Consider the following 24,925-nt stretch of genomic DNA (forward strand, 5'->3'; position numbering starts at 1 on the left):
CAACGAGATCGGGGCCTGACGCGCGATGGACGTATCCCGAGAGCAACATGGCATGGTAACGGTTCTGGGCCTGCGGGGCGGGCTCAACTGCGACTCTGTGGAAACCCTGATGGCCGAGATTGCCTCGTGCAAGGCCTCGGGCTTGTTCCGCATCGTGCTGGAAATTCGGGATGTGCCGGTGATCGACAGTGCGGGTCTTGAAGCGATTCAGACGCTGGTCATCGATCTCGGGCGTCGCGGTGGCGACCTGTGCCTCGCGGGTGTGAACAAAGTCTGCCAGGACATCTTCACCGCGACCCGTATGGAGAGTCTTGTCCGCGTCTATGACGACGTCTCCAGCGCCGTGAGGAGCTTCACGTGAGCGCCGCGCCCCGCAAACGCCTCGGCCAGATCCTCATCGACAAGCACCTGCTCCTTCCCGAGCAGCTCGATATCGCCTTGTCGCGCCAGAAGGAATCCGGGAAGCGCATCGGCCAGGTGCTGGTGGACATGTCCTACGCGTCGGCGGGCGACATCATCATGGCCTTCTCCGAGCAATCGGGCGTGCCCCACGTGTGGCTGCGCCGGGGGCTCGTGGATGCGCGCGTCATCGACCTGATAGAGCCGGAAATGGCCGCTATTCACGGGATCATCCCCATGTTCAAGGTCTATGGGGTGCTCACCCTCGGCATGGCGGACTCGTCCGACGTGGACACGATCGACCGCATCGAAAAGCTTACGGGGTTCAACGTCCAGCCTGTTCAGTGCCGCCGGGAAGATATCGAAGCGGCCATCGAGGATTATTACGGGAAGTCGGAACAAGAGCTCGCGATCCAGGAGGAGTCCACCGAGTCGGCGAGCGGCCACGGCCACCGGGAAGAATTGCGCATGCTGCCGGAAGGTACGGAGGGGGCCCACGTCATCAACCTGGTGAATCGTGTGCTGCTTGACGCCGTGAAGGAAGGGGCGAGCGATATCCACATTGAGCTCGACTCCCTCGTTTCGCGCGTGCGCTTTCGAATCGACGGTATTCTTCAGGAAGTGCTCACGGCGAACCCGTCGGGCCATCCGGCCATTGTGTCTCGCGTCAAGGTGATGTCCCGCATGGACATCGCCGAGCGGCGCCTGCCGCAGGACGGCCGTATCCTGATCAAGGTGGAAGGGAAAGAAATCGACATCCGTGTTTCAACCTTGCCCACCGTTCTCGGCGAGAAAGTGGTGATGCGATTGCTGGACAAGAGCCGGATGAAGCTCGATATCAATCTTATCGGCCTTTCCGAAACGAATCTGGCGATTTACAAGGGCCTCCTGCACCGGCCTCACGGGATAGTCCTCGTGACGGGTCCCACGGGCAGCGGCAAGACGACCACGCTCTACTGCGGACTTTCCTACATCAGTACGGTGGAACGAAACATCGTGACGATCGAGGACCCGGTCGAGTACCAGTTGCCCATGATCAATCAGGTGCAGATCAACGAGAAGCAGGGCCTCACTTTCGCCCACACGCTGCGCTCGGTGCTGCGCCAGGATCCCGATGTGGTGATGGTGGGGGAGATCCGGGATCGCGAGACCGCCGAAGTGGCGATTCAGACCGCGCTCACGGGACACCTGGTGCTGTCGACGCTCCATACCAACGACAGCGCCGGCACCGTTGCCCGCTTGGTGGACATGGGGATAGACCCCTTCCTTCTCACCTCCTCCATCAACGGGGTCATCGCCCTGCGCCTGGTGCGGACGATCTGCACCCATTGCCGCAGCAAATACCGCCCCGATCCGTCCTTCCTGAAGCGCATTCACTGGCCGGAACCGGAGACCGTGTTCTATCACGGCCGGGGCTGCCGTCACTGCTTCAATTCCGGACTGCGGGGCCGGACGGGTGTTTTCGAGTGCCTGCTGATGAACGACGCGGTGCGCCAGGTGGTCGTTCGCGACGCCTCGACCCACGCGATCCGCCGGGCGGCGCAGGAGGGGGGCATGCGCACCATGAAGGACGAGGCCTTCGATCTGGTGGCGCGCGGAATGACGACGCTGGAGGAGATCATGGGGGTGGTATTCCTCGACGACGAAGCGCCGGCGCCCGCGCTGGCGGAGGCGCGCTAGCACCATGGCTACCCTGCGATACGAAGCGCGCACGCTCCACGGCGAGGCGGTGGAAGGCACCCTGGATGCCGAAAACGAACTGGAGCTGAGGAACCGGCTCAGCATGCGCGGCCTTGAAGTGTTGCGCGTCGAGCCCGTCGTGAGCGCGTCCAGGCGCTCCCTGGATTTCCAGCGTTTCCTGCCCCGGCGACGCATCGGCACGCGCGTTCTGGCGGAAAACACGGGCCAGTTGGCGCTGATGCTCCGGACAGGCACGCCGCTGGTGGAGAGCATGAACGCGCTGGCGGAGCAGACCGTGGACGAGCGGATGCGCGAGGTTCTGGAGGCCGTGGCGGCGAGTATCCGCGGCGGCAGCACGCTGACCGAGGCCCTGAGCGCCCATCCCCACGCCTTCGACGAATTCTATGTGAGCAGCGCGCGCGCCGGCGAGGCGAGCGGCGATCTTGCGGAAGTATTCAAGCGCGTCGAGATCCAGCTTGTGAAACGCATGGAGCTCCGGTCCAGCATCGCCGCCGCGCTGATCTACCCCGTTATCGTGTCGCTGCTGGCCCTGTCCGCCGTGATCTTCGTGGTGACCTACGTATTGCCCAAGTTCATCGTCATATTTGAGCGCGGCCGCGTTCCCCTTCCCCTGCCGACCCGAATGCTGATGTACATGGCGGAAACGCTTACCACGTACTGGTATCTGGTTCCCTTTGTGGTGGTGGGCGTGCCCCTGGGCCTCTACCTTTTCTTCCGGACCAGCGCGGGAGCCCAGCTTCTGGATCGGACCATTCTCCGCGTGCCGATCGCGGGACCGATTGCCCATCTCGTGTATTCGTCCGTGCTGCTGCGAACCTTGGGAGCGCTCATGGCGGCCGGGGTTCCGCTGGTGGAAAGCCTGGGCATCGCCTCGAGCGCCTGCAAGAACTACATGTACAAGGCTTTCGTTTCCGACCTCGCCGCGCGTGTCATTCGGGGCGAACCCCTCGCGAACGGCTTTCTCGCCAGCACGCTCATTTCGCCGAGTATCAAGCAGATGGTGAGCACGGGCGAACGCTCGGGCGCGCTGCCCCTGGTGCTGAATTCCGTGTCCGACCATCTGGACGCGCTGACCGACAAACGGGTGAAGCGCCTCAGCGCCATTTTCGAACCCCTCATCATTATCGTCATGGGCGTGGTGATCGGCTTTATCGCCATCTCCGTGCTCCTGCCGTTGTTCCGACTGTCTACAGCCGCCCGCGGAGGCGCGTGATTCCGCACCCAACACATCAAGGAGCTCAAAGCATGCAGATCAAGAAACGCAAGTCCAATCAAGGTTTTACACTGGTCGAACTCATCATCGTCATCATCATACTCGGGATTCTCGCGGCGCTGGCCATCCCCCAGTTCAGCGCCTCGACGGATGACGCGAAAAAGGCCACCTTGCAGGGGAACCTGGCGGTGTTGCGCAACGCCATCAGCCTGTATTACCACCAGCACAACAGCGTCTATCCGGGCGCGGTGGACGAGGCCGACGGCACCACCGCCGTGAAGGGCACGGATGCCGCCGACGCCCTGATCGCCCAGCTTACGAAGTACACCAACGCGGCCGGCAAGACCAGCGACAAGCAGGACGCCGATTTTCCCTACGGCCCCTATCTCGTCTCCATGCCGACCAATCCCCTTTCCACGACGGACGTGGTGACGGCGGGCGGCGAAGCCACGGTCACTGTGACCCTGGATGAAGGCGACCTGAAGGCGGACGGCAAGACCGGCTGGCTGGCCAGCTCCAAGACGGGAAAAATCATCGCCAACAATGACAGCTATTCCGATCTATAGCCGCAGCTACTCTACCGGGTTTACCGCGATTGAAGTGGTCATCGTAGTCATGGTGCTCGGCACGCTCGCCGCCCTGGCCGCGCCACTGCTGAATTCGGCACTGGTGGACGCGCGGCTCGGGTCGGCGACGGCCGATATTTCCGCGGCCATCGAATTTGCCCAGATGGCGGCCATGAATACGGGACGCCCCTGCAGGGTCTCCGTGGACGCCGACACGGAGACCCTGCGGGTCGAACAGCGGGTGGACGCCGAGGCGGCCCTGCTCCTGGATCCCGCCGAGACGGAAATTGACGCGGGCGTGGTGGAGCTGGAGGAGTCCTACTTGGAGATGGAAAACCCCAACCACCCCGGGAGTGCCTATACGGTGGACCTTCGCGCGACAGGGGTGGAGGTCGCGAAGTCGGGCATGGGCCCGGCGCAGCCCCTGCTGTTCAGCGAAGTTGGAAAGCCCTCTTCGGCCGCCGAGGTGATACTCACCTGCGCGGGCAGGGAGCGGCGCATTGACGTGGACGGCCTGTCGGGCGCCGTCACATACAGCGAGTAATCGGTCCGGAGCAAGCATGCCCAGTACGCCAAAGGACAAAGCCGGTTTCACCCTCGTAGAGGCGCTCCTCGCGGTGGTGGTGCTTGCCTTGATGGCCAGCGTGCTCTCCGGCCTGTATCTGGCGGGACTCCAGAATCTTGACGCCCGCGATGATCGCATGGCCCTGGACAGCGCGCTGCGCAGTCGCATGGAAGAGCTGTTGTCGGGCGCTTTCACCGAGATCGCGTCGGGCAGCGAAACGATCACCGTGAACGGCGCGAGCCGGGAAATCGTGTGGACCGTAGAGAATCTTGATCTGGACGGCGACGATTCGCCCGAGGTCGATGCAAAACAGATTACCGTTACCGTGGGAAACACCAGTATCAGCACCGTCTTCGTCGATCACGAAGGCACACTGGCACAGCTATGAAGCGATCGCGTCGACAGGGCCTGACCCTGATAGAACTCACCATCTCCATCGCCGTTCTTTCGCTGATTGCGGCGGCGGCGGCGGCGCTGTTGTCCGTTTGCCTTCAAGCCCAGGCCCACGGCATGGCCCGGTCCAGTCTCCAGCGGGAGGGCGCCCTGGCCATGGAGCGCATGGTGAGCCAGATCCGGAAGACGTCCCGCATCGCGATTCCGAATGGCCAGCAGCCGCTGCGCGACCAGCTCGCCCTGGCCGAGGGGCTGAACAACGACGGCGACTTCTATTTTGACGATCCCCTTTTTCCGCGCATCGATGAGGACGGGGACGACGACAACAACGGTGACGGCGCCTCGGGAATCAAGGGCTATGACGACGACGGGGATGGGGTCATCGACGAAGACGCCGCGGAGGACAACGACGAGGACGGCACGTCCGGCGAGGACAAGGCGGACGGGCTGGACGACGATGGCGACGGCATGGTGGATGAAGATACCCCCGGAGACGCCAACGCCGACGGTGCCTCGGGCCTGGCCGGCGCGGACGACGACGGGGATGGTGAAATCGATGAAGGCGACGCCGAGGACGACGACGAGGATGGTGTCTCCGGCGAAGATCCGCCGGAGTTTCTGGTATACGCCTTTGACGCCAAGGCGAAGACGCTAACGGAGTATTCGGCCGCGGCCGGACAGAGCACCGTGCTTTCGGCGCAGGTAACCGCGTTTGAAGTGAACTACGAGCCCGTCGATACGACGCGCGACGCGCGGCTGACCCTCACGCTGAGCCTCACCGGGCCGGACGGGGAGACCGTAACCTTTCGAGAGAGGGTTTATCCCAGAAACCTGGTTTCGAAGTGGGGGCGGCGCGTGTTATGAGCGGCCACCCACCCCACTTTTCCGGCGACGAAGGCATGGCGTATGTCGCGCTGCTCTTCCTGCTGGTGATCCTGCTGACCCTCGGGCTTTCCTTCATCTATTCCACCAGCAGCCAGACGGCCTCCACGATGGGCCGCACGGAGCAGATGCAGGCCCAGTATCTGGCGGAATCGGCCGTGAATCACGCGCTGTGGCGGCTGAAGAACGAGGAGGGCTGGGCGCCCGACGCGAGCACCTACTACATGCACGACACGGCGAACGGACGCTATGGTTACAAGGTTCGGCCCCAGACGGACGCGGAGCCGGTCACCGTGGCGACGGTGGGCGTTGTCGGGGAAAGCGTGGTGCGGCAGAGTTACGTGCTCAATCTGGTCCCCGCCACCCAGAGCTACCGCAGCCGGCTTTACTGGACCGATCAGAGTTCCGCCAAGGTCCAGCGCGCGGCGCTGGACGGCACGGAGGTGGAGGATCTGGCGACGGGTCAATCCAACGTGGGGGGACTCGCCTTCGACGAGCGCGGCGCGAAGGTGTACTGGGTTGACAAGAATGCCAAAGCTATCCGGCGCGCCAACGTGGACGGATCCGATCCGGAAGACTGCGTGTCCGGACTGGCCGACGTGACCGCCATCACCATTGACTCGGCGGGTGGCAAGTTGTACTGGGCCGACCGCGCCACGAAGAAGATCCAGCGCGCCAGCCTGAATGGCGCGAACATTCAAGATATCATTGTCGCCAACGCGGCCAACGTGGCCGCCTTGGCGCTCGACCTCGTTGGGGGGCGCCTGTACTGGGCGGACATCACGACAACCCGGATCCGGCGCTCCACCCTGGACGGCGCGAGCATCGCCGTGCTCTCCAGCGCGGATGCGAAGAATGTCTCCGCCATGCTGGTGGACGCCGTGTCCGCAAAGATTTACTGGGCCGACCGCGACAACGACAAGGTCATGCGGGCAAACCTGGACGGTACGAGCCGACAGACGCTGGCGACCGGCGTGAAAGAGCCCACCGCCCTCGCGGTGAATGGCGCGGGCGGCCAGTTGTATTGGAGCGACTCCAGTACCGGCGTGATCCGCCGCGCGAATCTGGACGGCACGGGCGCCACCGATATTGTGACCGGCCAGGGCGCCATTCCGGCAATGGTGATCGACGCCACGGAACGGCGTATATTCTGGGCCGATTCCGGTGCCAAGGCTATTCGGCGGGCGGCCCTGGATGGGTCGGCGCTCACGGACCTTGTTGCGGGGATCGCCGATCTGCGTTACATGCGCCTGGGCACGATTGAGGCCGGGGTCCACTTTCAGAGCTTTACCGAGGCGCGGCAACGCGATGCGAAAGCCCTGAGCACCTTGTCGATCGAAACTCCGGACGACGTCTACGAGGGCGACCTGCTCATCGCCGCCGTGGCCACCGACGGAGATACGACCGGTACACTTTCCCCGCCCGCCGGGGAGTCCTGGAAGGCGCTCGATCTGGGGCATCAGGGCGGCCAGGTCACCTTTGGCGCCTGGTGGAAACTTGCGGCGGCCGACGAGCCGCTCAGCCATGACTTTACCTGGGAAACCAGCCAGGCCGCCTATGGCTGGATGATGCGCTTCACGGGCCACGACCACGCCATGCCCATTGACACCTCCGCCGTCACGGGCCTGATCAGCGCGCTGCCCATCGGCTCCATCGTGATCCCCCGTTACGACAACACGATGGTGCTCCGCCTGGGCGCGTTCGATGGAAACCAGATCACCCCCGGACTGACCGGGCTGGCCGGCCACGCCGATATCGTCATGGGGGCGAGCAATCAGGATATTGGGCTCCTCGGTCACTGGCGGTTCGACGAACTGCTGGGAAAGACCGCCTACGATTCGAGCGGCCACCGCTACGACGCAAAGCTCGCGAACATGACGGGGCTGGAATGGACCCCCGGCATGGTGAACGGCGCATTGACCTTCGACGGGGTCAATGACGTGGCCCAGGGGCCGGTCAGCGAGTCCGCCCTGGCCATAGCCGCGGACTACACGGCCACGGTGTGGCTCTATGCCGATCCGGTCCAGACCGCCGGCGCGGGTATCTTCAATCGCCGGGACAGCACGGCGAAACTCAACCATTTCGCCCTGGAATTTGCGACCGACGCGGAACGGCACCTCAAAGTGGTTCACGGCACGAGCGCCACCGTATGGCAGACCGATTGCACCCTGGACGAGTTTGCCGGCGACTGGCACCACCTGGCCGTGACCTATGAGCCGTCGACCTCAACGGCCCAGCTCTACCTGGACGGCGCCCTGCGCAGCCAGAATCTCAGCTTCAAGACACCACCGGCATCGGGCGCGGGCCGCTTCTACATCGGCCGCTCGCGCAACAGCGGCAACACGCGCAGCTTCAAGGGCAAGATCGACGATCTGCGGATCTACAATCGCCTGCTGAGCCGGGACGATATCGTTTCACAAATGGGGACCAAGGTCGTGTACCGTGGTTACAGAGAAGCCCGGGCGGGCGTCGATCAGACCGGCCTCACTATCGCGACGCCGGACCTTGCGACCGCGGGCGATCTCCTCGTCGCCGCCGTGGCGACCGACGGCAATACGGCCAGTTCGCTGACGCCGCCGTCGGGCTGGACCGCCGCATCCACTTCGAGTTACGACGGCAAAGTGACCCTGGGCGTTTGGTGGAAACTGGTTGCTGCGAAGGAACCCGCGACCCATGAATTCGTCTGGAAGACACCGGAGCAGGCCTACGGCTGGATAATGCGATTCACCGGCCACGATTCCGCCACGCCGATTCACGCGGTTGCCGCGGCGGGCGCAACCGACGCGACACCGTCGGGCCCCGAAATCGATACGAGCCTGGACTACACCATGATCGTGCGAATCGGCGCATTCGATCAGGGCGACATCGTCGAGGGAAACCCCGGCCTGTCGGGCCACCAGGCCATCAACATGGGGCGCAGCTCCTCCGTGGCGGGTGTGAGCCACCTGGGATTTCAGGAGGCCAAGCTCAATGCCGGCGGAACCGTACTCGACATTGGCCTGCCCGCAAGCACCGCGGAGAACGATCTGCTCATCGCCGCCGTTGCCGTGGGCAATCCGGTGGTGGCATCGCTCAGTGCGCCCATGGGTGGCGGCTGGACCCTGCTCGATCGGTCCCAGCAGGGCGATGTGACCCTCGGTGTTTGGTGGAAGATCGCCGGCGCCTCGGAAAGCGCCACGCACGGCTTCACCTGGAGCGGCGCCTCGAAAGCCTATGGCTGGATCTCGCGCTTCACGGGACACAACCCGACCAATCCCATCGACGCCTTTGCCACCGGGGGCGGATTGGATAGCTCCACACCCACGACGCCTTCCGTCACCACGACCGTGCCGGATACCCTGATACTGCGCATTGGCGGCTTTGAAGACGACGACGTTCGCGTGGACAATCCGGGACTCACGGGCCACACGACCATTACGATGGACAAGAGCGGCACCGCCTCGAAGCGCAGTTCCGGCGGCGCGGCCTACAAGCAGCAGGCCATTGCCGGCGCGAGTGGCACGGCCAATTTCTCCCTTACGACCAAACGGGGCTACCGGACCCTCACGCTGGCCATAACCCCCGCGCCCGGAACCACGGGCGAAGCGGTGTCGGGTGGTGCGGGTTTCCATCAGCTCCCCGGCGCGGGCACAAGCGCCGCCTCGGATTTTCAGTTGTACGCGGAGCGCGCCGCCCAGATGGTCACCATCGCCATCGCCCCAAGTCCCGTGGCCTCGGCGGTGTCTGGCGGCGCGGGCTATCTCTATCAGAAGAACGCCGGAATCAGCGGCGCGCCTTCCTTCCTGCTGAAGCTGCCGGAGGAATCGCGGGTGGTAACGGTCGTTCTCAAACCCGAAGAGCAGGAGAAGGGCTTATGAACTTCGGAAGCGGCCCCGGCATTTCCCACACCGGCCTCCTTCCAGGCGGCCCGTGCAATGGCCTATCGACCGAATCGCATCCGCAGACCGTAATGGCGGAGAGAGGAAGAGCTTTCACGTGACAGGCGCAGGCAACTACGGCCCGATAGGGCTGGACATACACGATCATCTGGTCTGCGCCGTGCAGTTTCGCAGGGGGCGCGGCGGGCCGAACCTGCACGCCTGGGGATCCGTCCCGGTGAATTGCGCGGGCGACCCGGGCGAGCGGGCCAGAACCCTCATGGACGCTCTGCTTCAATTACGCGCCGTCGGCAACTTCAAGGGTGACCGCGTTTATGGCGCCATCCCGAGCATCCATGTGGACGCGCGCCCGATTCGGATTCCCGGCTGGGACCACACCGGCAACAGCCGTCCCTCCGCCGAACTGTTGTCGCCCTTTCTGCCCTACCCGCTGGACGCGGCGGTGTATGACTTTCTGAGTCTCCCGACCGTACCCGGTTCGGAGGCCACCGCGCCCCACGGCTTGCTGGTCTCCACGCGCAAGGAGGTTGCCAACCGCAGCCTCGCCCTGCTCCGTGCGGTGAAATTCAGTTGCGAAGGACTCGACATCCGGGCGACCTCCATCAGCCGCGCCGTGAGAACGGGCGTCCGCTTTGACTGCCTCGTCGAACTCGGGTGGAACCTGATCGAAATGGTGCTGCGGCGCGACGGCGACGTAATCCTCAATCGCACGCTGCGCTGGGGCATCTCGACCCTCCTCGACGCCATCGCCGCCGAACTGAATGTCGACACGGACACCGCGGCGCGTTTCCTACGCCGCTACGACCTGGGCGTGCATCTGGAACGGCCCTGCGTGGACCGGGGCGAGGTCCTGGCCGATGGCAACTTTCCGAAGAACGACCTTTCCGGGCTGCTCTTCGCCCTGGTTGAACCCGAGCTGCGGGAGCTTGCGGCGCAGATCGAGCAGACGCTGCTCTATGCGCGGACCCATCAGTACACGCCGGGCGCGGAGCGCGTTCTGCTGATGGGCGAGCTGTTGCCCGGCAATCTCACCACCTACCTTTCAAATCGCCTGGGGTGCCCCGTCGCGCAGGTGGACGGCCAGGCGGATCTCCCGCCCTGGGCCGCTTCGGGCGATATCCCGCTGGCGCGCTTCGCCGCCGCCGCGGGCCTGGCATTGCGCGGAATGGATACTTGAATGACACAGGCCGTTGAACTAGCCCCCGAAGAATACCGCGTGCGGCGCGGCGCACGGAAGCGACTGGCCAGCCAGCTTGTCGTGGGCGCCGCCATCATCGCCCTGGCCCTGGTGATCGCCGGATTCGTGCGCGCCGACACGCGGCGCATCCAGACGGAGATCCAGCCGCTTCGCATCCAGGAGGCGGAGTTGCTCCAATGGGAAGCCCAGGTTCCGATGCTTGTGGAGAATGCGAAAAGCTGGAAGGTGCGCGGATGGCAGTTGCACGAACTGACCCATCAGCCCTACTGGTGCGGCGTGCTGGAAGACATGGCCCGTTCGGCGGGCGACCAGGTTCGCGTTGATTCGCTCCGGATTGAGTCCCAGACAGGCGAAGAAGACGAAGAAGGCCGGGCGTCGCTCCGGTATCTTCTCCAGATTGCCGGCGAAGCCCACTCCGATATCGACGTGGTCACGTTTCTCTCCGCGTATTCCGGTTCGGCCCACGTAAAGGAGCTGCGCCTGGAGCAGTTCAGCGCCGGCGGCGAATCCGGTTCCGGCGGTGTTCTCTTTTCGATGACGGGTGTCGTGGAGTCCACCGAGCAGCCATGAGTACGACCGAAGCCAAAATCCGCCGGAAAAATCTCCGATCCCTGTTGACGATCATCCTCGTGTCGAGCCTTACCGGCGTCGCCATCGTCGCGCTCAGCCTGATCCAGCGTTCGGCAGTTCTTGCGGAGCGGAGCAAGGTGAGCCAGGAGTCGCAACGGCTCCTTCTGGCCGCCTCCGCCGCCCGGGATGCGCGCCACACCATCGACGGCATCGTGGCCAGGGCCGGGGCCGTGGAGGAGCGAATTCCCGAGACGATTAGTTTCGAGAAGTTCTACGAGGCCTTCACCGCGCAGGCCGCCGAGCACAACGTCACGGTGCGGCAGGTAAATCCGGGAGAGCCCCGCCCCGACGGGGAGTACCACTATCTGCCGATCACCATCGAGGCCGAAGCGTCCTTCGGCGAGCTCCATGCGCTCCTCTTCTCCTGGGGGCAGTCCAGCGCCGTTATGACCCTGGAGGAACTTTCGATACAGAGCGGTGCGGACCGGCGATGCGTCATCAACCTCGTGCTGCGCCTCTACAGCAAGCAGGGAGTGGAACCGAACCATGGCTAAGACGCAACGAAGTCTCATACCGCCGGACAAGCAGGTGCCGGTCATGATTGTGAGCGCGATTATTTTCGCCGTCATTCTCTGGTGGCGATTCGGCCCGAAACCGGCGGGCACCACGGCGGCGCTTGTTCCGGCTTCAAGCGAAGTCGCCGCGGTCGACACGTCCTCGCTGGACGAATTGAAGACGCTGGTGGCGGATCTGGCCGCGCTGGAGAAGCCCGGTTCGGGGTGGCCCGAGTGGCGCACCGAGATCGCGCGCGACCCCTTCCACTGGCCGCGTTCGACCGGTGGCGAACCCGTGGAGCCGGGGGCGGAGGGGCCCGTTGGCGACAGCGGGCCGGTGGACGACGGCCCGACCGCCCTGGTCCTTTCCGGGGTGGTGCTGGACGGGCGCGGCGGCATGGCCCTGATTAATGGAAAATATGTTCGCATCGGCGATTCAGTAGAAGGTTGTCTCGTTCGCGCCATCGGAGAAACGAGCGTTACGGTAGAAGATTCTTCAGGTACCCGAGAGCTGTACCTGCCGGAGGTTGGCCAACAATGATTCATCTCAAGCAACTGCAACACGTCGCGACGCTTGCCGCGATGTGCATCGCCCTGGCGACGACCGCGCAACCCCAGAAGGCGTCCGAGGCTTCGCCCGCGGAGGGATCGGGCGACCTGCCCAAGGTTTCCGTTTCGGGCCTGACCGGCGACCATATCACCCTCAATGTGGAGCAGGTGGACATTCGCGCCATGCTGACCCTGCTCGCCCAGTCGCAACGGGTCAGCATCGTCGCCGGGCCCGAAGTGGAGGGCACGATTTCGGTCAACCTCTTCGACGTGCCATTCGAAGACGCCCTCAGTTCCATCCTGGCCGTTGCGGGTTTCACCCACTACACCAAGGGCGACGTGATCTACGTCACCACCGAGGAAGCGCGGAAGAGCATGCCCCTCGCCTCCAACGACCTGCGGGTGCGGACCTATCGCATCCGCCACGCCGACCCGGCGACCCTGATCACCTCCATCGAATCCTTTCTGTCGCCCGGCGGCAAAGTCATCATCAATCAGGCCGAAAGCGGTGGCGGCGAAGAAGGCGCCGCGACGGCCAGCGGCGACACCTTCCTGATCGTGCAGGATGCCCCCGAGTACCTGGACCAGCTCGACGAACTCATTCCCCAGTTGGACGTGCCCCCCTATGACGCCATTGTGATCGAGATAGAGCACAGCGATATGGAGACCATGCGGACCGCGGTGGAAGAGCTTCTCTCGCCCCAGGGCGCGGTGCAGATCACGGCGGAGAAGCGCATGGTGGTGCAGGACGCCCCGGAGTACATCGAGCGGATAAAAGCCGTGGTGGCGGAGCTGGATATCGCGCCCAGGCAGGTGCTCATCTCGACGCGCATACTCAATATCAGCTACGACGCCAATCTTTCCCTTGGCGTGAATTTCGGCTCGTCCTCCATTCCCTACGACCCGATCCGCTTCGATCAGAATCTGCCCTTCCTGACCAATTCCGGCCGGGATGTCACAAGCGTCACCACGGGCGAAGCGGGGATATTCTCCATGGTGCTGCGGGATCACGAGCAGCTCTACATCGACGCGCTGGAATCCCGGGGCAACGTGGAAACCCTGGCCGCGCCCGAATTGCTCGCGCTGGAGGGGGAAGAAGCCAGTATGATCATCGGCCAGAAACTGGGTTACAAGACCAATGCCCAGGCCGACAACAACACGACGTTTGAAAACGTGCAGTTTCTCGAAGTCGGCACGCAAATCAAAGTCACCCCTGAAATCACCCGCGAGGGCCTGATCCACATGCAGATCGCCCCCAAAGTCTCCGACGGCGAGATCAATGAAATCACCGGCGTGCCCGACGAGAACACGACGGAAGTCGAAACCACCACGATCGTCCGTGACGGCGAAACGATTCTCATCGGCGGTCTGATCAACGTCCGCAAGCAGCGCACCCGGTCCGGCCTGCCCGTCCTCGGAAAAATCCCCGTTATGGGCCTGCTCTTCGGACGAAAACGCTCCATCGACGCAAAGTCGGAGCTGGTCGTGCTGATTACGCCGCATATTCTCGGCGCGGAGGGGACCCCCGGCATGGCCGAACAAGCCGACCGCGTGGAGCAGCTCGGCAACGACCTGCTGGGCCGCGAGGCCGGCCCCCGCGATATGCTGGAGCGCGATCAGCCGCAGAAAATGGCCCCCCTCGAGATCGCGCCGCCCGATGCCCCCGATCTGGCCGGCGAGGCGACCGGCGAGTTACCCCCGGAGCAATGACATGAGCCGTTCGGTCGCGCCCGCCGGGCAGGCGCGACCGTGCGCACCCATCGGGCACGAGAATGAAGCGTAAAGAAAAACGCCCAATAGCCACATGCGCGGGCTATTGGGCGTTTGTGATTTAAATGGTAGCGGTGCACGGATTTGAACCGCGGACACTCGGATTATGATTCCGATGCTCTAACCAGCTGAGCTACACCGCCTCACAAGAGAACCGTATTGTACCACAGGAATCCGGGGTCGTTTCAAAATTTTCTCCCGGGCCGAATCGATATGCACCAGCCGCCCGCAAGATGCTATAGTCCCCCCAGGGGCTGCGGGCCGTGCGCCACGCGGTATTTTCGCAGAATCTGGGCGGGTCCGGCGTCACGCCGTGGCCCGGCGTCACCACTACGGAGGCCTTCCGGTGAATGAAGGATATAAGCAAGCTTCTGAGATTTCCCGAAATCTCATCCTGACGTTTATCTTCGGCATTGTCATTGGTACGGTCATCGGCTGGGGCGCGCGTTCAACCATCGTGGAGTCGCCCCCGGTCGTGGAGAATCCACCCCAGTTGTCCGTGGCGCAGGATGTGCCCCCGCCGCCGTTACCCGCGGAGACGCCGCCGTCACCCCCCGCACCCACCCCGGCCCCGGCTGTGGAGCCGGTAATCACGCCCACCCCCGCGCCGGATGTGGAGGCGCCTCCTTTTGACGCGGATGTCGCTGGACTCTGGCCCGCGGCCCACCTGTTCACGGGTATCAAGGGCACCAAGGCGGATGTCGACACCCTGGAGTGGCTGAACGAGTTCAAGCCGGGCGGCGTTGTCCTGGGGCCGGAGAATGTGACCGATGCCCTTCAGTTGTCGGCCCTGGTGCTTCAGATCAAGCAGGCGACCGGTCTGGGCACGAAAATTACGGATCCGCCCCTGATCATCTTTAATGATCCCGAGCACGCGTTGCCGCGACTGCTGGCGGTCGACGGGGACGGCTCGGAAAAGGGACTGAGCCCGGACGCGGCGGCGGCGCAGGCCCGGGAAGGGTTGAAGCAGGGCGTGGGGGTTTATCTTGGCCCGGCGATGGATGTGTTCAATCCGGGGGTGTCGGAAGCGCGCCTGGAGTTGACCACCCTGGGCTCCAGCAACGAGGCCGTGGTTGGTCCGGGCCTGGCCTATATCAACCAGTTGAACGCCGCCGGCCTCATGGCGGTGGCGCGGGAATTTCCCGGTGCCGGACTTGCGGTGAATTCGCCCGAAGGCGTCTGGCATATCCCGGCGGAGCCCATCGATGCCCTGGCGGCCTCCATGGAGCCGTTCAAGGCGGCGGTGGACGCGGGCGCCCCCGGCATGCTCGTGGGTCACATGGCCGTGCCCGGTATTGACAAAGAGCGCCCGAACCGACCCGCCGCCCTTTCGCCCAAGTTGCTCCAGTTGCTCGTGCGCCAGGACTGGCAGTACCAGGGCCTGCTCATCGCAAGTGATATTACACGCCACCCCATGACGCGGGATCTGCCTCGGGACGAGATCGCCCTGAAGGCCCTGTTCAGCGGGTGTGATGCGGTCATCCTCCAGGACGTGGATCGGGCCACACTGCGCGCCATCTGCGATACCTTTGTGCGGCTGGCGAAGCGCAGCGACTTTCCCGTTGATCAGTTTGCCGCCAGCCGCCAGCGTATGAAGGATAGTCTTGGTCGATTGGGCACGCCCGTCTCGTCCCCCGCACAAGCGCCCGTCCCCGTGGTGGCCGAAGCACCCGCGCCCGCACCCGAACCGGCCGCGACGCCCGCACCCGAACCGACCGCGACGCCCGCACCCGAACCGGCTGCGACGCCAGCACCCGCACCGGAGGCCGCCCCGACAACGGATGCGGCTCCCACCCCCGTACCCGCGCCCGAAACGGTCACGGCGGTCACACCCGCACCGGAGGCCGCCCCGACGACGGAACCGGCCCCCGTGGCTGAACCCGCGCCCGAGGCTCCCAGGGAGCACACGATTGTGAAGGGCGATTCGCTGAACGCCCTCGCCAAGCGCTATGGGGTCAGCGCGGCCGACCTGCGCGCGTGGAACAAGCTGGAAAGTGACGTGGTAAAGATCGGCCAGGTTATCAAGATCCAGGCCCCCGCCGCCGAGGCCGCACCGGCCACGACCGGCGCGGAAGAGAAACCTGCGGAGGCTACGCCGGTCGAGGAAAAGCCCGCAGCTCCCGCGGAAGCGCCGACACACGAGCTTCCGAAAGATGCCGCCGCCGTTCCGGAGCCCGCCCCTGCGGAGGCTGCCGCGCCTGAAACCCCGACGGAGCCCGCCCCCACGGAGGCTGCCGCGCCTGAGCTTGTCCCTGTTCCAGCCACGCCGAGCGAGGAGGAAAAGCCGAAGGAGACCACGGTTCCCGCGCCTCAGCCGCCGGACACCGATAAACGCGAGCACACCGTGGTTTCGGGCGAAAGTCTGGGCGCCATCGCAGGCATGTACGGCGTCACCGTTGCCGAGATTCAGTCGTGGAATGGTCTGAGCCCCGAGGACACGGTAATCAACGCGGGTGATTCTCTGGTGGTCTACCTTCCCGTGGCCGAAGCGAATCCGGAAGCCGCGCCCGCCGAAGCGGTGGCGCCTTCCGAACCCGAGGAAGCCGAAGTGGAGAAGCCTGCGGTCGCCGAGCCGGCCCCGGGGACCTACGAGACCTACGAGGTGGTCGCCGGCGACAATCTCCGGCGCATCGCCATGCGATTTGGCACCACCCAGCAGAAGCTGATAGAGATGAACAATCTCAAGAGCGCGGATCTCGTGCAGATCGGTTGGAAGCTCAAGGTGCCGAAACAAGCCGAAGCCCCGATCAGCGGGAGTACGCCGTAACCGGGGATTCGCGACGGGAATCGGATGGAAAAGCAGAGAGCGCACGGAGGACGATCAATCCTCGTTGCGCTCTCTTCATAATCTCCGCAATCAGGGAAGCTGAAAAGGGGTCAGCGCCCCGGTCCGCCGCGGAAACCGCCACCGCCGAAGCCCCGGCCTCCGAAACCTTCGCCCCCGCCTTCCCCCGTCCGTCCGGCATTCCACAGGAGCGCCCCGGGGTTGTCGCTGAACATGGGACTGTCCATGGCGCCGCGCACGGCTTGCTCAAAGGCGGCCTGGTCGGCTTCCTTCGTAATACCAAACTGGGTGGCGATGGCGCCGAGCATGTCGCCCTGTTGTTCCTGCATGATCTCCCGCGCCGCCGCCATGGTCTCGCCAAAGGCCTGGCCCAGGGCCTCCCGCTCCTCGTCCGTCTCCGCGGCGCGCATCTGATTGCGCAAGTCCAACATTTCCTGGGTCTTTTGCTCCAGCGCGACCAGCCGCTCCTGCATTTCCGGCGTGGCCGATTTTTCCAGTTCGCCGGTGAAGAAATTCGACATGTTCTCCTGCATCCGCGTGGCGAATTCCTGGCGCCGGGCCTCCCGCTCCTCGGGTGTTCCACCCCAGCGATCGCCCCGATCGCCCCGGTCGCGTCCCGGTCCCCTTTCGTCTTCCAGCGGGGGTGCGGGCGTGTCCTCCGGGGTATCCGTGGAGGCATCCACCGCGCCGTCCCCTTCGGGCAGCGCCACGTCGGCCGGGGTCACCGCCTTCGCACCGGTGGCTTCTTCCAGTTTCGCTTGCAGGGCGGCGAGGCGTTCGCTGTATTGATTGCGTTCGGCTTCAAGGCGGGCCAGCTTTTCCCCGGCGCTTTCGCTGTCGGTTTGAATACTGGCCAGCTTCCGCTCCGCCTCCGACAATTTCGTCTCGGAATCCATCAACTGGGGCATGATCCACTGGTGCATGGCCCCGGCACCCAGCACGGCCCCGAGGACCGCGCCCAGCAGAACAGAAAGTACGTTTTTCATGGTGTTATCCTTTTTGAGCTGCGTCCGGCCACATTGGGTCGCGGTTACAGGCCTCTGCCACGGAATGAAACACGCCATCGGGTCGGAAGTTCCGCCAGGCCCCGTTGCGGGTCTTGCACCTCATCCACGATTCCCATCATAATGCTTTCAAGCAGTATAGTCGAAGCGCAGGAGAAATTGTATGCGTTATCAATCACTCGGAGATTCGGGCCTCGATCTGCCCGTCGTCAGTTTCGGCGCGTGGGCCATCGGCGGCTGGTTCTGGGGCGGCCCCGACGATGAGAATGCGGTCCGGGCCATCCATGCGGCGCTGGATGCGGGAATTACGTGCATCGACACGGCCCCGAGCTACGGCATGGGCCACAGCGAAATTCTGGTGGGCCGGGCCTTGCGCGGCCGACGCGAAGGGGTCATTTTGGCCACCAAGTGCGGCATGCGCTGGGATCGGGCGGAGGGGCAGAAGCAGCTCGACACGACGATGAACGACGGCACGCCCTGCACCATTTACCGCAACGGGCGACCGGACTCCATCATCGAAGAGTGCGAGCAGAGCCTCCAGCGCCTCGAAACCGACGTGATTGATCTTTACCAGATCCACTGGCCCGACGGCACCTGGCCGCTGGACGATACCATGGAAGCGCTGCTCCGCCTGAAAGAAGCCGGGAAGATTCGGGCGATTGGCGTGAGCAATTTTGATCCGGCCATGATCCGCCTCTGCCAGACGAAGGGTCGGGTGGACAGCGTGCAGCCCCGCTACAATGCGCTCCAGCGCGAGCCCGAAGCGGAACTGCTTCCCTTCTGCGTGGAGCAGCATATTGGCGTGCTGGCCTACAGTCCCATTGCACAGGGCTTGCTGACGGGAAGGGTCACGTTGGAGCGCACCTTTCCCGAGGGCGATATCCGCAATAAGAATGTGCTCTACAAGACCGAGAATCGCGCCCGCATCATCGAGATGCTGCGCCGAGTCGAACCCCTGGCCCAGGATCTCGGCGTGACCCTGGGGCAGCTCTACACCGCCTGGCTTGTGCACCAGCCCGGTGTCACCACGGCGCTCGTGGGCGCCCGCACCGAGGCGCAGGTACACGAAAATGCCCGGGCGGGAAGCCTCGTGCTGGGCGATGCGGCCCTCGCGTTCATCCGGGAGCAAGCCGAGGCACTCGGGACGCTGGGGTAGGTCTGAGGCTGCAGGCTGTAGGCTGTAGGCTGTGGGCTGTGGGCTGTGGGCTGTGGGCTGTAGGCTGTAGGTTGTGGGTTGTGGGTTGTGGGTTGTGGGTTGTGGGTTGTGGGTTGTGGGTTGTGGGTTGTGGGCAGAGACAGCCCATAGGACCCATAGGACCCATAAGACCCATAAGACCCATAAAAAACACAGCGCCTCCGCCTGCCGTGTTGTCGGCGGGCGGAGGCGCTGTTGGGATCACTCAGGATTCGCGATCAAAGAGGAGGCCTTCGAGGCGATTGAATTTGCTGGACAATTCCAGCAACGCCTCCGGCGGAATCTGCCGGACGACCTCATTGTTTTCGTTCAGGATCTGGGCGACGATTTGATTGCTTTCTTCATCCACGCGCAGGCGGGTGTTGGGCGGCAATTGCTGGCGTACGGCCAGGGTCTGGGGCACGCCGCGGGGCTCGGGTTCGACCGAGGTCGATTCCGGCGGTGCTTCGGGCCGGGCTTCCAGGCGGCTTGCGGCTGGTTTGGCGGATGCTTCGGGGACGTAGGGAACACGTCCGGCATCCAGCGTCCCCTGGGGATTGCTGTTAATGCCTGTAACTCCCATATCGACTCCTTTCCAGCGGAACTTCCGGCCGGGTGTCGCCGCTGGCAACACCCGAGTTGACCCGTTCCGCGCGCTTCCCTGGCGCGTTCCGGGTTTCCGGCTTCATTCCGCTCTTAAACTGACGGTTGTTTCGGCGGCGGCGCCGTGCACGGCACGGCCCCGTCCGGGCTCCGGGTCGGGTCACGAGTGACCCGTCCGGCCATAGCCCGCTCAGGTAGTACCCAGCAGGTTCAACGCGGACTGTGGGACCACGTTGGACTGGGCGAGAACATTAACACCGGCATTCACGAGGATCTGGTTCCGGGTGAACTGGATGGTTTCCCGGGCGATATCGGCATCGCGGATTACACTTTCCGACGCGGCCGCGTTTTCCTCCTGGATGGCCAAGGTATTGATCGTGAACTCCAGGCGGTTTTGAAAGGCGCCCAGGGTTCCGCGAAGGCTGTTGACACTGGCCAGGGCCACGTCCACCAGGCTGATGGCGGCCACGGCGCCGGCCGCCGTGCTGACGGTAATGGCGCTGATGCGCAGGTCCGAGGTGCGCGCTCCCGCAACCGCAACGCGCAACGTCTGGCTCACGTAGGAACCGGACTGCAGGGTGATGGACTGGTTGGCGCTGAGCACCGCAATCCCGTTGAACTCCGTGTCCAGGGCGATATCTTCCACCTGGGCGATGAGTTCCTGTACTTCGGTGTTCAGGGCGGTGCGGTTGTTGGTGCTCTGGGTGCCGTTGGCCGCCTGAAGAGAAAGCTCGCGAATGCGCTGGAGGATATTCGTGGTCTGGCTCAGGGCGCCGTCCGCCGTCTGGACAAGGCTGATGCCGTCCTGGGCGTTGCGCTGGGCCACCTGGGACCCGCGTACTTCCGTGCGGAAACCCTCGGCGATAGCGAGGCCCGCCGCGTCATCGGCCGCGCGGTTGATCCGCAGGCCGCTGCTCAACCGCTCCAGACTGCGGTTCAACGCGCGGGTGGAGCGGTCGAGCGTCCGGGCGCTGTTCAGCGCCGGGACATTCGTATTGATTCGTAATCCCATGGTCTTACCTCCTGGTTAACCCGGCGGGCCATCCCTAACCCGCCAAGTCATGCGTATGCTCGCGACCCCCGACCGTTCCCGGCCTCGGGCTGCTTGCTCTCAGGCTCCTTTCTCAAGGTTGTTGGCTCAGCCCCGGGATCTCCCGAAGGGGGATCCCGGGGCCTGGCCCATCAATCTGGTTGGCGGTCCGTGCCGCCCGGTCGTCAACTAACCGAGCAACTGGAGGGCCGTCTGCGGAACCACATTGGACTGCGCCAGCACCGAGGTGCCCGCACTGACCAGGATCTGGTTGCGCGTAAACTGGATGGTTTCACGGGCGATGTCGGCGTCGCGGATGACACTCTCCGCCGCGGCCGAGTTCTCTTCCTGGATGGCCAGGGTGTTGATGGTGAACTCGAGGCGGTTCTGGAAGGCACCGAAGGTGCTCCGGAGGGTGTTCACGCTGCGAAGCGCGTTGTCCACCGTACTGATCGCGGCCACCGCCAGCGAAGCGACCGAAAGGGTCACCGCGCTCACGCCGATATCCGCCGCGCGCGCGCCGCTGACCCGGACCGTCAGGGTCTGGCTCACGTAGGCGCCCGTCTGGAGCGTTACCGTTTGTGCGCTGCTCAGCACGCTGATGCCGTTGAACTGGGTGTTCGTCGCGATGTCGTTGATCTGGCCGATCAATTCATTCACTTCGCGCGTCAGCGCCAGACGGTTGTCCGTGCTCTGCGTGCCGTTGGAGGCCTGCACCGCAAGCTCGCGAACACGCTGGAGAATGTTGGTGGTTTCGCTCAACGCGCCTTCCGCCGTCTGCACGAGGCTGACGCCGTCCTGCGTGTTGCGCTGGGCGACCTGCGACCCGCGGACGACGGAGTTGAAGCCGTCGGCGATGGCCAGGCCCGCCGCGTCGTCGGCCGCGCGGTTGATCCGCAGGCCGCTGGAGAGGCGTTCCAATGAACGATTGAGAGAAATGGTTGAACGCTGGAGCGTCCGGGCCGCGTTCAATGACGCGACGTTGGTATTGATTCTGAGTCCCATAGCTATTTTCCTCCATGAGTGGCCAGAGGGATTCCCTTACCCTCCGTCATTGTGATTACTGGTACATACAAGACACTTTATGCGGCCATGCTCGACGCGACTCGACCATAACCCAATGTCCAGCGGTCCTCCTTTCTTCGCTTAACAGGTTAATTCGGATTTATAGGTTCAACAGGGCGGCCGGTCGCCGGAGACTCCGCCGCCGGCGTCCCGCCTCAGCGGGGCCCGGCCGCCCTGAACCCGTACTCATGCTATCCCAGCAACTGCAGCGCCGTCTGGGGCACCACGTTGGCCTGGGCGAGAATCGACGTGCCCGCGCTCACCAGGATCTGATTCCGGGTGAAGGCGATCGTCTCCTGGGCCATATCCGCATCGCGGATGGCGCTTTCGGAGGACGCCGAGTTCTCTTCCTGGATCGCCAGGGTATTGATCGTGAACTCCAGGCGGTTCTGGAACGCGCCCAGCGTGCTGCGGAGCGTGTTCACGCTGCGCAGCGCGTTGTCCACCGTACTGATCGCGGCCACCGCCAGCGAAGCGACCGAAAGGGTCACCGCGCTCACGCCGATATCCGCCGCGCGCGCGCCGCTGACCCGGATCGTGAGGGTCTGGCTGACGTAGGCGCCCGCCTGCAGCGTCACGGTCTGCGCGCTGCTCAGCACGCTGATGCCGTTGAACTGCGTGTTCGTGGCGATATCGTTGATCTGGCCGATCAGTTCGTTCACTTCGCGCGTGAGCGCCAGACGGTTGTCGGTGCTCTGCGTGCCGTTGGAGGCCTGCACCGCCAGTTCGCGGATGCGCTGAAGAATGTTGGTCGTCTCGCTCAGCGCGCCTTCCGCCGTCTGCACGAGGCTGACGCCGTCCTGCGAATTGCGCTGCGACACCTGTGAACCGCGTACTACGGACCGAAATCCTTCTGCAATCGCCAGTCCCGCCGCGTCATCGGCGGCCCGGTTGATCCGGAGGCCGCTGGAAAGGCGCTCCAGGCTCTTGTTCAAATCGCCCGTGGAGCGGCGCAGAACGCGGGATGTGTTCAGCGCGGAAACGTTGGTATTGATGCGAAGTCCCATGATGTATTCCTCCGTGAGTGGTTGGTTTTGCGCGTCCTTGCGCTACCACTGGCCTTCTTCCGCGTAGAAGCCCTTGCGAGCTCCGTCCCATCGCGGCGTCGGCCAGAAACCCGTTCAACTGAAACGGGCGGTCCCATTGATTTCGTTGCTTCGTGTCTCAGCGTACTGGTCACCCAATGTGTCCCGCATCGGGCGGCCTGCTGCTGAAACGAGGTCGTTTCTTGCCGGGGTCGGGGGCGTCCTGCCCACCTTGCCGGCGTATTTCGAAGAATTTCGATCAAGATTCAAGTGATTCAAATGTTGTAACCGGGTCCGAGGACCCTCGTGCGGGCGCATACCCCGCCTTTTTCGCGTTCATCCTCCATGATGTTGCGTGGCGCGCGTCCCTGCGCGCCGTTCAGGTTTCAAATTTAGTCGCCGTCAGGTTCTATTTCGGCTTACCTGTAGTTTTTATCGGCAACTTTAGGCGGAACTTTAGCGCTTTCCGAAAAAAAGTTTCGGCGGGCGGCACCGACGCAGAAATTCGCAAGAAATCGGAAACCAACGCATACCCGCAGTTTTTGGGTGGCGCGCCCCATAGATCCCGCATACCCCGCAAAAATGTTTTTTAAAGTTCATGATTTTTTTTCCGAAATCACGCCCAAAACTTTAGCGCAGCCTCCCCTCGTCGTGATCACCTATTCGTCCCCACAAGCGGCTTGACAAGGCCCCCGGTACTGGCTGATCATGACATCCGACCGCATTTACACGGAATTTGAAGCGCACGGCGGGTCTGGCCGCCGGCGCGGGGAGTACCTTCACGCATGATGACTGAAATATTCCGCCCGATTGCCACGGGAATCACCCTTCTTGGACTCACGGCCACCGTAGCCAGCGCCGAGTTGGCCTTTGACAAGCAGCGAATCGGTACGGGAACCTACGAGGCGGGCTCGCTCTTCGACGTGGACAACGACGGCAGTATGGATATAGTCTGCGGGGAGTACTGGCACCCCGGCCCGGAGTTCACCGCGTCACACCTGATAGGCAAGATCTACACCGAGGCCGAATACTACGACGACTTCTCCAACTATCCGCTGGACGTGAACGGGGATGGCTTCCTGGACGTGGTTTCGGGGGGCTGGTTCAACAAGAAAGTGGTCTGGCGCGAGAATCCCAAGGGCCAGCCGGTGGAGTGGACGGTCCACGAGGTTGCCGAAGTGGGCAACGTGGAGCGGGGCTGCTTCTGGGATATCGACGGCGACGGCCATGTGGAGGCGGTGCCGAACCTGCCCAACAACGGCATCGCCATCTTCATTCTTGAGCGGGACGCCGCCGGCAAGGGCACGGGTACCTTCAAGCGGGTGGATGTCTATGCGGAGCCGCAAGGCCATGGGCTGGGCTTTGGCGACGTGAATGGGGACGGTCGCGGCGACCTGATCATGCACCTGGGCTGGCTGGAAGCGCCGGAGAAGCCCTTTGAGCAGCCTTGGACCTACCACGCCGAGCTCGCGCTGGGCGAAGCCAGCATCCCGATCATCGTTCACGATATGAACAAGGACGGCAAGAGCGACCTCATCGCCGGCAGCGGCCACGACTATGGCCTGGCCTGGTATGAACAGGGCGAAGCCGACGGCAAGCGCACCTGGACGAAGCACGACATCGAGACGGACCGCTCCCAGTTCCACGAGATGGTGCTGGCGGATCTGGACAACGACGGCGCTCCCGAACTGATTACCGGCAAGCGGTATCGCGCCCACAACGACGGCGACCCCGGCGCGGCGGATCCGGTGGGCCTGTACTACTACCCCCTGACGGGCGGAGAAATTAAGCGCCACGTGATCGATTTCGGCCCCGGCGACACCGCGGCCGGCACGGGCATCTACCTCTGGGTGGACGACGTGGACCGGAACGGCTGGAAGGATGTTCTGGCGCCCGGCAAAGGCGGCGTGTATCTCTTCAAGAACCTGGGGATGAAGTAATGCTCAATCCAGGCTGATCCACCGGCGCTGTCGGAGAGAATTCAACAGGCTCCGCCGTTTG

21 protein-coding genes and 1 tRNA gene are annotated in these 24,925 nt (G+C 63.9%); 16 read left to right on the forward strand and 6 right to left on the reverse strand.

Annotation, left to right across the window (positions count from 1 at the left end; all coding sequences use genetic code 11):
• Window positions 1-25: 25 nt before the first annotated feature.
• From JNK74_05040 to JNK74_05100, 13 genes are all read left to right on the forward strand, one after another.
• The gene (locus JNK74_05040; protein ID MBL7645539.1) at window positions 26-361 is read left to right on the forward strand and encodes an STAS domain-containing protein; all 336 of its coding nucleotides are present in this window, start codon (window positions 26-28) and stop codon (window positions 359-361) included.
• On the forward strand, window positions 358-2,079 hold the full coding sequence (tadA, locus tag JNK74_05045; GenBank protein MBL7645540.1) for a Flp pilus assembly complex ATPase component TadA: 1,722 nt from the start codon (window positions 358-360) through the stop codon (window positions 2,077-2,079). Before JNK74_05040 ends, tadA begins: the two co-directional genes overlap by 4 nt.
• Before the next feature lie 4 nt (window positions 2,080-2,083).
• Window positions 2,084-3,313 carry a type II secretion system F family protein gene (locus JNK74_05050; protein MBL7645541.1) on the forward strand — a complete coding sequence of 410 codons (1,230 nt, stop codon included), beginning with the start codon at window positions 2,084-2,086 and terminating at the stop codon, window positions 3,311-3,313.
• Window positions 3,314-3,345: 32 nt separating this feature from the next.
• The gene (locus tag JNK74_05055) at window positions 3,346-3,879 is read left to right on the forward strand and encodes a prepilin-type N-terminal cleavage/methylation domain-containing protein (protein ID MBL7645542.1); all 534 of its coding nucleotides are present in this window, start codon (window positions 3,346-3,348) and stop codon (window positions 3,877-3,879) included.
• Window positions 3,857-4,423, forward strand: a complete 567-nt coding sequence (locus JNK74_05060; GenBank protein MBL7645543.1) for a prepilin-type N-terminal cleavage/methylation domain-containing protein — start codon at window positions 3,857-3,859, stop codon at window positions 4,421-4,423. The genes JNK74_05055 and JNK74_05060 overlap by 23 nt, the downstream gene beginning before the upstream one ends.
• A 16-nt stretch (window positions 4,424-4,439) precedes the next feature.
• Entirely contained in the window at window positions 4,440-4,832 is a 393-nt protein-coding gene (locus tag JNK74_05065; GenBank protein MBL7645544.1) for a prepilin-type N-terminal cleavage/methylation domain-containing protein, read from the forward strand.
• A complete protein-coding gene (locus JNK74_05070; GenBank protein MBL7645545.1) occupies window positions 4,829-5,701 on the forward strand; it encodes a prepilin-type N-terminal cleavage/methylation domain-containing protein in 873 nt (290 codons plus the stop codon). Before JNK74_05065 ends, JNK74_05070 begins: the two co-directional genes overlap by 4 nt.
• On the forward strand, window positions 5,698-9,576 hold the full coding sequence (locus JNK74_05075) for a hypothetical protein (GenBank protein ID MBL7645546.1): 3,879 nt from the start codon (window positions 5,698-5,700) through the stop codon (window positions 9,574-9,576). The genes JNK74_05070 and JNK74_05075 overlap by 4 nt, the downstream gene beginning before the upstream one ends.
• Window positions 9,577-9,694: 118 nt before the next feature.
• Window positions 9,695-10,774, forward strand: coding sequence for a hypothetical protein (locus JNK74_05080; protein ID MBL7645547.1), 1,080 nt, complete (start codon window positions 9,695-9,697; stop codon window positions 10,772-10,774).
• Entirely contained in the window at window positions 10,775-11,365 is a 591-nt protein-coding gene (locus tag JNK74_05085; GenBank protein ID MBL7645548.1) for a hypothetical protein, read from the forward strand.
• The gene (gene pilO / locus JNK74_05090) at window positions 11,362-11,919 is read left to right on the forward strand and encodes a type 4a pilus biogenesis protein PilO (GenBank protein MBL7645549.1); all 558 of its coding nucleotides are present in this window, start codon (window positions 11,362-11,364) and stop codon (window positions 11,917-11,919) included. Before JNK74_05085 ends, pilO begins: the two co-directional genes overlap by 4 nt.
• Window positions 11,912-12,460, forward strand: a complete 549-nt coding sequence (locus JNK74_05095) for a hypothetical protein (protein ID MBL7645550.1) — start codon at window positions 11,912-11,914, stop codon at window positions 12,458-12,460. The genes pilO and JNK74_05095 overlap by 8 nt, the downstream gene beginning before the upstream one ends.
• On the forward strand, window positions 12,457-14,178 hold the full coding sequence (locus JNK74_05100; protein ID MBL7645551.1) for a hypothetical protein: 1,722 nt from the start codon (window positions 12,457-12,459) through the stop codon (window positions 14,176-14,178). The genes JNK74_05095 and JNK74_05100 overlap by 4 nt, the downstream gene beginning before the upstream one ends.
• A 126-nt stretch (window positions 14,179-14,304) precedes the next feature.
• On the opposite strand, the gene JNK74_05105 is transcribed toward JNK74_05100, so the two are convergent.
• Window positions 14,305-14,381, reverse strand: a tRNA-Met gene (locus JNK74_05105).
• A gap of 203 nt (window positions 14,382-14,584) precedes the next feature.
• Here JNK74_05105 and JNK74_05110 point away from each other — a divergent pair.
• Complete coding sequence (locus tag JNK74_05110; GenBank protein MBL7645552.1) at window positions 14,585-17,005, forward strand: LysM peptidoglycan-binding domain-containing protein; 2,421 nt, start codon at window positions 14,585-14,587, stop codon at window positions 17,003-17,005.
• Window positions 17,006-17,115: 110 nt separating this feature from the next.
• Here the strand turns inward: JNK74_05110 and JNK74_05115 are convergent, their stop codons facing one another.
• Window positions 17,116-18,009: a hypothetical protein gene (locus JNK74_05115; protein ID MBL7645553.1), complete on the reverse strand. Its 894-nt coding sequence runs from the start codon at window positions 18,007-18,009 to the stop codon at window positions 17,116-17,118.
• Window positions 18,010-18,190: 181 nt separating this feature from the next.
• Here JNK74_05115 and JNK74_05120 point away from each other — a divergent pair, with 181 nt between their 5' ends.
• Window positions 18,191-19,183, forward strand: a complete 993-nt coding sequence (locus JNK74_05120; protein ID MBL7645554.1) for an aldo/keto reductase — start codon at window positions 18,191-18,193, stop codon at window positions 19,181-19,183.
• Between the two features lie 244 nt (window positions 19,184-19,427).
• Here JNK74_05120 and JNK74_05125 read toward each other — a convergent pair whose 3' ends face one another.
• The 4 genes from JNK74_05125 to JNK74_05140 all read right to left on the reverse strand — a co-directional run bounded on the left by JNK74_05125 (window position 19,428) and on the right by JNK74_05140 (window position 22,906).
• Window positions 19,428-19,784: a flagellar protein FlaG gene (locus tag JNK74_05125; protein ID MBL7645555.1), complete on the reverse strand. Its 357-nt coding sequence runs from the start codon at window positions 19,782-19,784 to the stop codon at window positions 19,428-19,430.
• 210 nt (window positions 19,785-19,994) lie between these two features.
• Entirely contained in the window at window positions 19,995-20,816 is an 822-nt protein-coding gene (locus tag JNK74_05130; GenBank protein ID MBL7645556.1) for a flagellin FliC, read from the reverse strand.
• Between the two features lie 207 nt (window positions 20,817-21,023).
• Entirely contained in the window at window positions 21,024-21,839 is an 816-nt protein-coding gene (locus tag JNK74_05135; protein ID MBL7645557.1) for a flagellin FliC, read from the reverse strand.
• A gap of 251 nt (window positions 21,840-22,090) precedes the next feature.
• On the reverse strand, window positions 22,091-22,906 hold the full coding sequence (locus tag JNK74_05140; GenBank protein MBL7645558.1) for a flagellin FliC: 816 nt from the start codon (window positions 22,904-22,906) through the stop codon (window positions 22,091-22,093).
• Between the two features lie 806 nt (window positions 22,907-23,712).
• On the opposite strand from JNK74_05140, the gene JNK74_05145 reads away from it, so the two are divergent.
• On the forward strand, window positions 23,713-24,864 hold the full coding sequence (locus JNK74_05145) for a VCBS repeat-containing protein (GenBank protein MBL7645559.1): 1,152 nt from the start codon (window positions 23,713-23,715) through the stop codon (window positions 24,862-24,864).
• Window positions 24,865-24,925: the final 61 nt, after the last annotated feature.

This window comes from Candidatus Hydrogenedentota bacterium, from assembly GCA_016791475.1.
Lineage (GTDB): Bacteria > Hydrogenedentota > Hydrogenedentia > Hydrogenedentales > JAEUWI01 > JAEUWI01.

What these genes read in the sequence shown, in the direction of transcription:
- JNK74_05135 (MBL7645557.1), bottom strand. Translation starts at nt 21,839, where the DNA reads ATGGGACTCAGAATCAATACCAACGTCGCGTCATTGAACGCGGCCCGG.
- JNK74_05055 (MBL7645542.1), top strand. Translation starts at nt 3,346, where the DNA reads ATGCAGATCAAGAAACGCAAGTCCAATCAAGGTTTTACACTGGTCGAA.
- JNK74_05100 (MBL7645551.1), top strand. Translation starts at nt 12,457, where the DNA reads ATGATTCATCTCAAGCAACTGCAACACGTCGCGACGCTTGCCGCGATG.
- JNK74_05140 (MBL7645558.1), bottom strand. Translation starts at nt 22,906, where the DNA reads ATGGGACTTCGCATCAATACCAACGTTTCCGCGCTGAACACATCCCGC.
- JNK74_05120 (MBL7645554.1), top strand. Translation starts at nt 18,191, where the DNA reads ATGCGTTATCAATCACTCGGAGATTCGGGCCTCGATCTGCCCGTCGTC.
- JNK74_05145 (MBL7645559.1), top strand. Translation starts at nt 23,713, where the DNA reads ATGACTGAAATATTCCGCCCGATTGCCACGGGAATCACCCTTCTTGGA.
- pilO (MBL7645549.1), top strand. Translation starts at nt 11,362, where the DNA reads ATGAGTACGACCGAAGCCAAAATCCGCCGGAAAAATCTCCGATCCCTG.
- JNK74_05085 (MBL7645548.1), top strand. Translation starts at nt 10,775, where the DNA reads ATGACACAGGCCGTTGAACTAGCCCCCGAAGAATACCGCGTGCGGCGC.
- JNK74_05125 (MBL7645555.1), bottom strand. Translation starts at nt 19,784, where the DNA reads ATGGGAGTTACAGGCATTAACAGCAATCCCCAGGGGACGCTGGATGCC.
- JNK74_05050 (MBL7645541.1), top strand. Translation starts at nt 2,084, where the DNA reads ATGGCTACCCTGCGATACGAAGCGCGCACGCTCCACGGCGAGGCGGTG.
- JNK74_05075 (MBL7645546.1), top strand. Translation starts at nt 5,698, where the DNA reads ATGAGCGGCCACCCACCCCACTTTTCCGGCGACGAAGGCATGGCGTAT.
- JNK74_05115 (MBL7645553.1), bottom strand. Translation starts at nt 18,009, where the DNA reads ATGAAAAACGTACTTTCTGTTCTGCTGGGCGCGGTCCTCGGGGCCGTG.
- JNK74_05095 (MBL7645550.1), top strand. Translation starts at nt 11,912, where the DNA reads ATGGCTAAGACGCAACGAAGTCTCATACCGCCGGACAAGCAGGTGCCG.
- JNK74_05060 (MBL7645543.1), top strand. Translation starts at nt 3,857, where the DNA reads ATGACAGCTATTCCGATCTATAGCCGCAGCTACTCTACCGGGTTTACC.
- JNK74_05040 (MBL7645539.1), top strand. Translation starts at nt 26, where the DNA reads ATGGACGTATCCCGAGAGCAACATGGCATGGTAACGGTTCTGGGCCTG.
- JNK74_05070 (MBL7645545.1), top strand. Translation starts at nt 4,829, where the DNA reads ATGAAGCGATCGCGTCGACAGGGCCTGACCCTGATAGAACTCACCATC.
- JNK74_05065 (MBL7645544.1), top strand. Translation starts at nt 4,440, where the DNA reads ATGCCCAGTACGCCAAAGGACAAAGCCGGTTTCACCCTCGTAGAGGCG.
- JNK74_05130 (MBL7645556.1), bottom strand. Translation starts at nt 20,816, where the DNA reads ATGGGATTACGAATCAATACGAATGTCCCGGCGCTGAACAGCGCCCGG.